Annotated in this window: 12 protein-coding genes; 6 read left to right on the top strand and 6 right to left on the bottom strand. The window is 37.8% G+C overall.

Annotated elements, in window-relative coordinates:
• Positions 1–374 precede the first annotated feature (374 nt).
• From ARSQ2_RS04575 to groL, 3 genes are all read left to right on the top strand, one after another.
• Positions 375–878 carry an FxsA family protein gene (locus ARSQ2_RS04575; RefSeq protein WP_181994520.1) on the top strand — a complete coding sequence of 168 codons (504 nt, stop codon included), beginning with the start codon at positions 375–377 and terminating at the stop codon, positions 876–878.
• Between the two features lie 158 nt (positions 879–1,036).
• Complete coding sequence (locus ARSQ2_RS04570) at positions 1,037–1,330, top strand: co-chaperone GroES (protein ID WP_181994519.1); 294 nt, start codon at positions 1,037–1,039, stop codon at positions 1,328–1,330.
• Between the two features lie 59 nt (positions 1,331–1,389).
• A complete protein-coding gene (gene groL / locus ARSQ2_RS04565; RefSeq protein ID WP_181994518.1) occupies positions 1,390–3,027 on the top strand; it encodes a chaperonin GroEL in 1,638 nt (545 codons plus the stop codon).
• A gap of 157 nt (positions 3,028–3,184) precedes the next feature.
• On the opposite strand, the gene ARSQ2_RS11905 is transcribed toward groL, so the two are convergent.
• The 3 genes from ARSQ2_RS11905 to ARSQ2_RS04555 all read right to left on the bottom strand — a co-directional run bounded on the left by ARSQ2_RS11905 (position 3,185) and on the right by ARSQ2_RS04555 (position 3,948).
• Positions 3,185–3,430, bottom strand: a complete 246-nt coding sequence (locus ARSQ2_RS11905; protein ID WP_202880378.1) for a transposase — start codon at positions 3,428–3,430, stop codon at positions 3,185–3,187.
• Positions 3,393–3,647 carry a hypothetical protein gene (locus tag ARSQ2_RS11900; protein WP_202880377.1) on the bottom strand — a complete coding sequence of 85 codons (255 nt, stop codon included), beginning with the start codon at positions 3,645–3,647 and terminating at the stop codon, positions 3,393–3,395. The genes ARSQ2_RS11905 and ARSQ2_RS11900 overlap by 38 nt, the downstream gene beginning before the upstream one ends.
• A gap of 73 nt (positions 3,648–3,720) precedes the next feature.
• Positions 3,721–3,948, bottom strand: a complete 228-nt coding sequence (locus ARSQ2_RS04555; RefSeq protein ID WP_181994517.1) for an IS630 transposase-related protein — start codon at positions 3,946–3,948, stop codon at positions 3,721–3,723.
• A 143-nt stretch (positions 3,949–4,091) separates the two neighbouring features.
• On the opposite strand from ARSQ2_RS04555, the gene ARSQ2_RS14130 reads away from it, so the two are divergent.
• Positions 4,092–4,226, top strand: a complete 135-nt coding sequence (locus tag ARSQ2_RS14130; RefSeq protein WP_338078240.1) for a hypothetical protein — start codon at positions 4,092–4,094, stop codon at positions 4,224–4,226.
• A 188-nt stretch (positions 4,227–4,414) separates the two neighbouring features.
• Here the strand turns inward: ARSQ2_RS14130 and cgtA are convergent, their stop codons facing one another.
• The 3 genes from cgtA to rplU form a co-directional block, all read right to left on the bottom strand.
• Positions 4,415–5,578 (bottom strand): Obg family GTPase CgtA, encoded by a 1,164-nt coding sequence (gene cgtA, locus ARSQ2_RS04545; RefSeq protein ID WP_181994516.1) that lies wholly within the window; start codon positions 5,576–5,578, stop codon positions 4,415–4,417.
• Positions 5,579–5,711: 133 nt separating this feature from the next.
• Entirely contained in the window at positions 5,712–5,969 is a 258-nt protein-coding gene (rpmA, locus tag ARSQ2_RS04540) for a 50S ribosomal protein L27 (RefSeq protein WP_181994515.1), read from the bottom strand.
• A gap of 19 nt (positions 5,970–5,988) precedes the next feature.
• Entirely contained in the window at positions 5,989–6,297 is a 309-nt protein-coding gene (gene rplU, locus ARSQ2_RS04535) for a 50S ribosomal protein L21 (protein ID WP_181994514.1), read from the bottom strand.
• 276 nt (positions 6,298–6,573) lie between these two features.
• Here rplU and ispB point away from each other — a divergent pair, with 276 nt between their 5' ends.
• A complete protein-coding gene (gene ispB, locus ARSQ2_RS04530) occupies positions 6,574–7,545 on the top strand; it encodes an octaprenyl diphosphate synthase (protein ID WP_181994513.1) in 972 nt (323 codons plus the stop codon).
• A gap of 300 nt (positions 7,546–7,845) precedes the next feature.
• On the top strand, positions 7,846–7,985 hold a 140-nt coding region (locus tag ARSQ2_RS14705; RefSeq protein WP_202880376.1), incomplete at its 3' end, for an IS630 transposase-related protein.

Genomic DNA, 7,985 nt, shown 5'->3' with positions numbered 1-7,985 from the left:
TATAATCAAAATTCAGTCACTTAGCTATATAATATATGCATCTTAGTGGATTAAATATGATATGTGTGATCACATTCACATAACCCATTAAAAAAATTAAAATTTTTATACATTGAAAAATGTATGATAGATCTGCATCATATAGGTATTATCGGCTTATAAAGCAAATATTCTGATATTCATTTTTTTGAGAAAGTTTATCTTGCTAAGTCAAGAGGCTAGCGTTTTATTAGCAAATATAGCTGGGCGACTTTAAAATGATTAAAAGTAATTACTCTATATCATTAAATTTATATTGGATAAAAACATATATTTTGTAATAAAAATTAAGACGCTTAGCTATATTAGGAGAATTGTATGATTAGGAGAATTGTATGCGTTGGTTTCCATTCATACTTTTATGCGTGTTAATTTATATCGAAGCAGTTATTTTTGTTAGAGTTGCTGAGAGCATAGGTGTATTAACCACTTTAATATTGATCGTTTTAACTTCATGCCTTGGAATTTCTTTAGTAAAAAGTCAGGGAATTAAGAACTTATTGTTAATACGTCAAAAATTAGCTGACGGTGAAAATCCGGCCGAGGAGATGATTAAGAATGTGGCCTTAGTGATTGCAGGTATTCTGTTAATCATACCCGGTTTTTTTACAGATTTTTTAGGTTTGTTCCTACTATTTTCTCCGATCCAAAAACTGATAGTCGTGAAGCTTATGCCGCATATTCATTTTTATTCTGCCGGGGCAGCTAACGATAATTTTAACCTTTTTTCAAAAGGGCATACCTATGAAGGCGAATTTGATAGAAAATCTGATTCTTCATCGAACAGCATTAAACATGAAGACAAATTTTCTAAAAAAGAAGATCATGATGATAAATAATACTAACGATTTTGTTTTTAAAATGAAAAATTTTTTGTATACCCCCTTGAACTGATTTTAATTGACCCCATTTCGTCAAACGGGGTACTGGTTTAATAAGACATACTAGTATCATCCTTATTTACCTTATATGGATTTTATTTATAGGAGATCTATTAATGAAGATACGTCCATTGCATGATCGGGTTATCATCAAGCGCCAAGAAGTTGAAGCTAAATCTGCTGGAGGCATTGTTTTGACGGGCTCTGCTGCTGGTAAGTCAACTCGAGGAAAAGTCCTAGCTGTTGGTAACGGTCGCATTTTAGAAAATGGTGAAAATAAACCGTTAGATGTGAAAGTTGGCGATACTGTTATTTTTAACGACGGCTATGGCGTGAAGACAGAAAAGATTGATAACAACGAAGTATTGATTATGTCAGAAAGCGATATTCTGGCAATTATTGAAAAATAATTTCTCGCTTATATCTTCAGAATGAATGAATAAATGAATGAATTTAAAGGAAAGAAACAATGGCAGCTAAAGACGTAAAATTTGGGATTGACGCTCGTGCAAAAATGCTTCGTGGAGTGAGTATTCTTGCTGATGCAGTTAAAGTTACTTTAGGTCCGAAAGGCCGTAATGTAATTCTGGATAAATCTTTCGGAGCACCTTCAATTACTAAAGATGGTGTGTCTGTTGCGCGTGAAATCGAATTAAAAGATAAATTCGAAAATATGGGTTCCCAGATGGTAAAAGAAGTTGCATCTAAGGCGAATGATGCAGCAGGTGATGGCACAACCACAGCAACAGTACTCGCTCAATCGATTGTTAGCGAAGGTTTAAAAGCGGTTGCTGCCGGAATGAACCCAATGGATTTAAAACGAGGTATTGATAAAGCGGTTTCTGCGGCAGTTGAAGAATTGAAAAAATTATCTAAACCGTGTGCTGATAATAAAGAGATTGAACAAGTCGGTACAATTTCGGCTAACTCTGATAAAACCGTCGGTGAATTAATTGCTAAAGCAATGAAAGCAGTTGGCAAAGAAGGCGTTATTACCGTTGAAGAAGGTTCCGGTTTAGAAGACGAACTAGCTACTGTTGAAGGTATGCAATTTGATCGCGGTTATTTGTCTCCTTATTTTATTAATAAGCCAGATGCGGGCTCTGTCGAATTAGAAAATGCCTATATCTTGTTAGTAGATAAAAAAGTTTCTAATATTCGTGAATTGTTACCTGTATTGGAAGCTGTCGCTAAAGCAGGCAAATCGTTGTTGATTATTGCTGAAGATGTTGAAGGTGAAGCCCTGGCGACATTGGTGGTAAACAACTTACGTGGTATTGTAAAAGTTGCTGCGGTAAAAGCCCCTGGTTTTGGTGATCGCCGTAAAGCTATGTTGCAGGATATTGCTATTCTAACCAAAGGTGCTGTTATCTCTGAAGAAATCGGTATGGAGTTGGAGAAAGCGACGCTAGAAGATTTAGGTCAAGCGAAACGTATCCTTATTAACAAAGATAACACCACTATTATTGATGGTATCGGTGAAAAAAGCACGATTAAAAGCCGTATCGAACAAATTAAGCAACAACGTGATGAAGCAACCTCCGATTATGATCGTGAAAAATTACAAGAGCGTATTGCCAAGTTATCAGGGGGTGTTGCGGTGATTAAAGTAGGTGCTGCGACTGAAGTTGAAATGAAAGAGAAACGTGCCCGTGTTAATGATGCGTTGCATGCAACTCGTGCAGCCGTGGAGGAAGGTATTGTTGCTGGCGGCGGTGTTGCTCTGGTTCGTGTTGCAGCTGCATTAGATAAGTTGAAAGGTGACAACGAAGATCAAAAAGTTGGTATTGATATCGCCCTTCGTGCGATGGAATCACCTATGCGCCAAATTGTTGAGAATGCGGGCGAAGAATCAGCTGTAGTTGTTAACAATGTTAAACAAGGTAAAGGCAACTACGGTTATAACGCTTTAACTGAAGAGTATGGCGACATGCTTGACATGGGTATTCTGGATCCAACTAAGGTTACTCGTTCGGCTTTACAATTTGCTGGCTCAATCGCCGGTCTTATGATCACAACTGAAGCTATGGTAACTAATTTACCAAAAGAAGATAAAGCTGATCTAGGTGGTGCTGCTGGTATGGGTGGTATGGGTGGTATGATGTAAGGTATTAAAATCGTAACATCGTTATCCTTATCACGATAAAAACCCTAAGTTTAACTTTTGACTCGGGGTTTTTTATTATCAAATTTTTATCTGTTTGCAATTTGATTTCATTAAGGGTTTGCTAGCGGCTTGTTATAGCTAAGCGACTTAATTTTGATTACACCATATTGAGTGGGAACAAAATATCTTTGTCGCATCCGAGCGCTCTTTTTTTGCATTTAGCTTCTACCCATTTATGTTCAATTGAATTAAGATCTACCGAATAGGTAGGCAAATATTCCACCATATGCCCCGCATGGATGATGACTTGTTGAATCCTCTGTTTCTTGTGAAAAGTTCCATTATCCATCATGATTACACTGTTTTTAGGAAGTACTGGGATAAGGACTTGGTTGACACCCATGCATAGAAAACATCGCTATTAATATTGATATCAAATAATCCGATAGCAAACAGCGTTGTGCCCAATAAAGCGCCGATAACATTTGTTCTTCCTTTAGCTCCTCAGTGCTTGAGAGCAACACACCGTTGACCTTTCGGGGAATAGGCGTGAGTCCGCGGGGTATCGTTTGAAAAACCACTTTCATCAATAAAAACAATATGCTTGCCTTCTTTGTCATACTGTTGTTTTTTGTTGAAACGTTTGTCGAGTGTTTTCGTCGGCTTTCGGATGACGTAGAGTTTTTTTATAGGTCAATCCCATTTTTTAAGAGCTTGCCAAATGGCCTTCTGACAAACGCCAAAACGCTGTGCACGCTCTTTTTGGTAAGCATCTGGATATTGTTCAACATCTTTTATCAACTCGGATTTATCGATTTTTCGCTGACGCGTAGTCGATGCTTTTGGCTCTATTTGATTAATCCAACGCGATACAGATGCAGAGCCAATCCGAAATTGCTTCGCGGTTTCTCGGATACTCAACCCTTCTTCTTTTCCATCGTAAATATCACTTTACTTCTAAAATCAATTGAATAGCTCATATAAATAATGTCATCAAAATTAAGTCGCTTAGCTATATCAATATTAATAGCGATGTTTTCTATGCATGGGTCACCCAAGTCCTTATCCCAGTACTTCCTAAAAACAGTATAATCATGATGGATAATGCAACTTTTCACAAGAAACAGAGTATTCAACAAGTCATCATCGATGCGGGGGCATATGGTGGAATATTTGCCTACTTATTCGCCAGATCTTAATCCAATTGAACATAAATAGGCAGAAGGTAAATGCAAAAAAAGAGCGCTCGGATGCGACACAGATATTTTGTTCGCACTCAATATGGTGTAATCAAAATTAAGTCGCTTAGCTATAAAGATCTTTATCGTAATTACTAATAGAAAAACGGGTATCTACTCCATACCAGCTAAAAAATAATTCGCATTAATTAACGCTTATAAATGAAGTCGATTCCCTGTTCATCCTCTTCATTCCAATCGTCATCATCCAGATCCGTTTCATTATTAAGTAGTTGTTCTTTCTGATAATCATCCCACATAAATTCAGCTTTATCGGATCCTAAACTATCTACCGATATATTTTGAGGATGGGCTTGGATAAACGTCATAATATCCCAACAAAGTGTTTTAACACCTAGCTGATTTACCGCAGAAATCTGATAATACTTATCTTGCCATCCTAATGCTTCAACAATGGCTTTTATACAGTTATTAGCCTCTTCGGGGGTCAAAAGATCAACTTTGTTAAAAACTAACCACCGCGGTTTTTGTGCTAATTTCTCACTATATTTTTCGAGTTCCACATCAATTATTTTGGCATTTTGAGCCGGATCAGAACCATCAATAGGGAAAATATCAATAAGATGCAGAAGTATCGTGCAACGTTCCAAATGCTTTAAGAAACGAATGCCAAGACCTGCTCCTTTTGCCGCTCCCTCAATTAAGCCAGGGATATCAGCAATAACAAAGCTTTTCTCATTATCCATGCGTACTACGCCCAAACTCGGCACCAAAGTAGTAAATGGATAATCGGCAACTTTGGGTTTTGCCGCCGAGACTGAGCGAATGAAAGTCGATTTACCGGCATTCGGCATACCTAGCATTCCTACATCAGCCAATAACATCAATTCAAGTACCAATTCTCTTGTTTCACCTTTCGTTCCCATCGTTTTTTGACGGGGAGCGCGGTTGACTGATGATTTAAATCGGGTATTACCTAAACCATGAAATCCACCTTTCGCAACCATTAAACGTTGCCCGTGACGCACCATATCACCAACGATTTCTCTGGTTAAAAAATCACGTATTCGCGTGCCAACCGGGACTTTAATGGTCTTATCTTGACCACGTTTGCTAGTACAATCACGACTTTGACCATTCTGTCCCCGCTCAGCCTGGAAGATTGTTTTAAATCGATAATCGATCAACGTATTAAGATTTTCATCAGCCAACAGATAAACATCTCCACCATCTCCACCATCTCCACCATCAGGCCCGCCCTTAGGGATATATTTTTCACGGCGGAAGCTAACGCAGCCATTGCCGCCATCGCCAGCTGTAACTAATATTTTGGCTTCATCAACAAATTTCATTATCTTTTCTCCGCATACTAGACATTATACGCTAGATCGGTAGTTTTACCCAGAGATGGTATCACATAAGGTAATATAAAAAGCCCCGTAAAAATACAGGGCTTTTTTAAACGCTATTTAAAGATCAAAAAACTTATTCAGCTTCGATACTGATATATTTACGATTTTTTGGTCCTTTAATTTTAAATTTAACTTTTCCGTCAGCCAATGCAAATAGGGTATGATCGCGACCACAACCAACATTACTACCAGCATGGAATTTCGTACCACGCTGACGAACAATAATGCTACCTGCCAACACAGATTCACCACCAAAACGTTTTACACCTAGGCGTTTTGCTTCGGAATCGCGACCGTTACGCGTTGAGCTGCCAGCCTTTTTATGTGCCATTAATCTGCTCTCCTAATTCTTAAGCAATACCAGTGATCTTAACATCAGTAAACCACTGACGGTGGCCCTGTTGTTTACGGCTATGTTTACGGCGACGAAATTTAACAATTTTAATTTTCTCACCGCGACCATGCGCAATAACTTCAGCTTTAACTTTGATGCCTTCAAGGACAGGAGCACCGACTTTAATATCATTACCGTCGGCAATCATCGATACTTGATCGAACTCAACAATTTCACCTGTCGCAATGTCTAACTTTTCTAGGCGAACTGTTTGGTCTTCACTGACTCGGTGTTGTTTACCACCACTTTGGAAAACCGCGTACATATAAACTCCGCTTTACACACTCCCTTAGCATATTTGATTTCAGAGTGCATTTTATAAATATTCACAATAGGGCGCCAATTCTACGCAAAAAAGCATCAGAAGACAAGCCTAGAATTCAATCTAATAATAAAAATCTACTTTCTGAAGTGTATTTTATTCCGTAGCCGTTCATTTGTAATTAATTTTACAGTACAATTAGCGGCAGATTAACAGCACGAAATCACTTGACTAAATATTATGTTTAGGTAAAACCAAATTGATAAAAGAATTTATAAAATGAATTTAGAATCAATTATGAATCTAACCGCAAAAGACATGGAAGCGGTTAATAAAGCAATCTTGAATCAATTAAATTCAGATGTCCATCTCATTAATCAGCTGGGCCACTATATTATTAGTGGTGGTGGAAAAAAAATTCGGCCCATGATTGCTATCCTGGTTGGAAGGGCTTTAGGATATCAAGGAGAAAAACACATTAATGTAGCAGCATTGGTTGAATTTATTCATACCGCAACACTACTACATGATGATGTTGTTGATGAGTCCAGCTTGCGGCGCGGTAAAAAAACAGCAAATGCTGTTTTTGGTAATGCTGCCAGTGTATTAGTAGGAGACTTCATTTATACGCGATCATTTCAAATGATGACAGAGCTTGATTCTATGCCTGTTTTAAAGTTGATGTCTGATGCAACAAATATCATCGCAGAAGGTGAGGTTTCACAATTAATCAATTGTAATAATCCAGACATCACCGAAAGTAGCTATATGCAAATAATATATAGTAAAACTGCACGCCTATTTGAAGCAGCGACACACGCATCATCGATCGTATCAGGTGCCAATGAAATCCAACAGCAAGCCTTACGAGATTATGGCCGTTATCTTGGTACTGCCTTCCAACTGATTGATGATCTTCTGGATTATGACGCGGATAGCACCACTATTGGCAAAAATATTGGCGATGATTTGGATGAAGGAAAACTAACACTACCTCTACTTCATGCAATGAAAAAAGGCAGCGCAGAAGAATCTGCACTTATTCGTAACTCAATAGAAAAAGGTAATGAGCGCCATTTACTCAGTATCATATTAATTACCATGAAACGCTGTGGCTCTCTTAAATATACCCGCAGCCGAGCCAGAGAGGAAGCTGATAAAGCAATTAAAGCTCTCGATATCTTACCTGATACATCTTATAAAGATGCTCTAATCAGCTTGGCTTGCATTTCCGTTCAACGTCCCTCGTAATAAAAACTTCTCTGGAACAGCTCATCCTTTTCCAGAGTTATCTTCTTCCACCAATATCGCTTCACAACAATTGATATAACCAATTAACTTTTCCAATCCTTCCCGTAAAATAAATTTTATAATTTTTTTACGCTCTTTTTTTGTTAATTGTTTATAAGCTTCGACCCAAATTAAAAAAGCATCTTGTCGTTTTCCTTTGCCGCGATAATCAATAGAGTTATAATTTATCGATAATACATTAAATACATCTTCAGGTAGACTACTATAGCTAAGCGACTTAATTTTGATGACGTTATTTATATGAGCTATTCAATTGATTTTAGACGTAAAATGATATTTACGATGGAAGAAGAAGGGTTGAGTATCCGAGAAACAGCGAAGCAATTTCCGATTGGCTCTGCATCTGTATCGCCTTGGATTAATCAAATAGAGCCAAAAGC

It is taken from the genome of Arsenophonus endosymbiont of Bemisia tabaci Q2 (genome assembly GCF_902713415.1).
In the GTDB taxonomy this organism is placed as follows: Bacteria; Pseudomonadota; Gammaproteobacteria; order Enterobacterales; family Enterobacteriaceae; genus Arsenophonus.
Note: the sequence above shows the minus strand (reverse complement) of the source record. Positions and strands in the feature narration are given on the sequence as shown.

Bases quoted from the DNA above. Each gene is read 5' to 3' on its own strand.
- ARSQ2_RS04575 (WP_181994520.1), top strand. From the start codon at position 375: ATGCGTTGGTTTCCATTCATACTTTTATGCGTGTTAATTTATATCGAA.
- ARSQ2_RS04570 (WP_181994519.1), top strand. From the start codon at position 1,037: ATGAAGATACGTCCATTGCATGATCGGGTTATCATCAAGCGCCAAGAA.
- groL (WP_181994518.1), top strand. From the start codon at position 1,390: ATGGCAGCTAAAGACGTAAAATTTGGGATTGACGCTCGTGCAAAAATG.
- ARSQ2_RS11905 (WP_202880378.1), bottom strand. From the start codon at position 3,430: ATGGGTGTCAACCAAGTCCTTATCCCAGTACTTCCTAAAAACAGTGTA.
- ARSQ2_RS11900 (WP_202880377.1), bottom strand. From the start codon at position 3,647: ATGACAAAGAAGGCAAGCATATTGTTTTTATTGATGAAAGTGGTTTTT.
- cgtA (WP_181994516.1), bottom strand. From the start codon at position 5,578: ATGAAATTTGTTGATGAAGCCAAAATATTAGTTACAGCTGGCGATGGC.
- rpmA (WP_181994515.1), bottom strand. From the start codon at position 5,969: ATGGCACATAAAAAGGCTGGCAGCTCAACGCGTAACGGTCGCGATTCC.
- rplU (WP_181994514.1), bottom strand. From the start codon at position 6,297: ATGTACGCGGTTTTCCAAAGTGGTGGTAAACAACACCGAGTCAGTGAA.
- ispB (WP_181994513.1), top strand. From the start codon at position 6,574: ATGAATTTAGAATCAATTATGAATCTAACCGCAAAAGACATGGAAGCG.